This window comes from Rhodoferax sp. UBA5149, assembly GCF_002413825.1.
In the GTDB taxonomy this organism is placed as follows: domain Bacteria; phylum Pseudomonadota; class Gammaproteobacteria; order Burkholderiales; family Burkholderiaceae_C; genus Rhodoferax.
The window spans coordinates 5,045-6,327 of the sequence record NZ_DHXT01000169.1 but is presented as its reverse complement, the minus strand read 5'-3'; the positions used below and the strand labels follow the sequence as shown (position 1 = coordinate 6,327).

The following is a 1,283-nucleotide window of genomic DNA, read 5'->3' as shown; positions in this document are numbered from 1 at the left end:
GCGTCGTACAAGACGTTGCGCGAGGCGCCTGTGATATCGGCCGCCAGTTTGACGGCAGTCTTTAACGGCAACTCGGCCAGCAGCAGTTTGAGCACGCGCTGCTCGTTGCCGGGTTCTGCCGTCACCAGCGCCGGATGCAGCACCAGCACAAATTCACCACGACTTCGATTCGGCTCGCCGTGCAGCCAGGCCGGAAAATCGCTCGCCGCGACAGTGGCGATTTCCTCGAACTGTTTCGTCAACTCACGCCCGATGGTGATGGATCGGGGCCCCAAAATCGCCAGTGCCGTGGCCAGCGCTTCAATGCGATGCGGCGCCTCCAGCAGGACCACCGCCCGCGCCTCGCTGGCCAGGGCCTCGATGGCGCTGGCGCGCTCGCTTGATTTGGAGGACAGGAAGCCAACGAAAACAAACTCGCCATGCTGCGCGCCCTCTCCTGCAATGCCCGCCACGCTGAGGGCTGCGGTCACGCTACTGGCCCCCGGCAGCGGAATCACCGGCAAGGACGCCAGGCGCACGGCGGCCACCAGCCGTGCGCCGGGGTCGCTGATGGCCGGCGTGCCCGCGTCGCTGGCATAGGCTACCCGCTGCCCCTGGCGCAGCCGCTCGATCACGGTTTGCGCCGCTTGCGCTTCGTTGTGCTGGTGCACGGCGAGCAGTTGCGACGCGGATTTGTCGATGCCATAGGCGCGCAGCAAGGCGTGGGTGTGGCGCGTGTCCTCACAGGCAATCGACTCGGCGAGATTCAGCACGTGCAGCGCACGCAAGGTGATATCGGCCAGGTTGCCGATGGGCGTGGCGACGACGTAGAGCGCGCCGGGCGGATAATTCTGGCCAGATGCCGCGTCAAACGCGGCGCTCAAGGCGGAGGCATAAGTAGAAATCAATGGTGTTCCCTCAAATCAAGGCCAAGGCCGCAACGACCAAGCAAGTGGGCGACGCGGCCGAAGATGCCGCGCTGCATTATTTGCAGCAGGCTCATTTGCGCCTTCTGGAGCGCAATTATCGGACGCCGGGGCGCGGCGGTGGCGAAATTGACCTGATCATGCGTGCGCCTGACGGCACCACGGTCTTTGTCGAGGTGCGCCAGCGCAAAAGCGCGAGCCACGGCGGAGCGGCCGCCAGCGTCAGCGCGACCAAGCAGCGACGCATTGTTTTTGCGGCCCGTCATTACCTGATGCGCTTGCGTGAGTCGCCACCCTGCCGTTTCGATGTGGTGCTGCTGGAAGCCGGCGGCATTCAATGGTTGCAGGCCGCGTTTGATGCGTCTTGATGCGTATTGA

2 protein-coding genes are annotated in these 1,283 nt (G+C 64.6%); one reads left to right on the top strand and one right to left on the bottom strand.

Translation table 11 applies throughout. The features are described from left to right. Window positions 1-887 (bottom strand): 16S rRNA (cytidine(1402)-2'-O)-methyltransferase (gene rsmI / locus B3V69_RS15445; RefSeq protein WP_296447905.1); only part of this gene is annotated, 887 nt, incomplete at its 3' end. Here rsmI and B3V69_RS15440 point away from each other — a divergent pair. After that, window positions 887-1,273, top strand: a complete 387-nt coding sequence (locus B3V69_RS15440; protein ID WP_296447904.1) for a YraN family protein — start codon at window positions 887-889, stop codon at window positions 1,271-1,273. The genes rsmI and B3V69_RS15440 overlap by 1 nt on opposite strands. Window positions 1,274-1,283 lie beyond the last annotated feature (10 nt).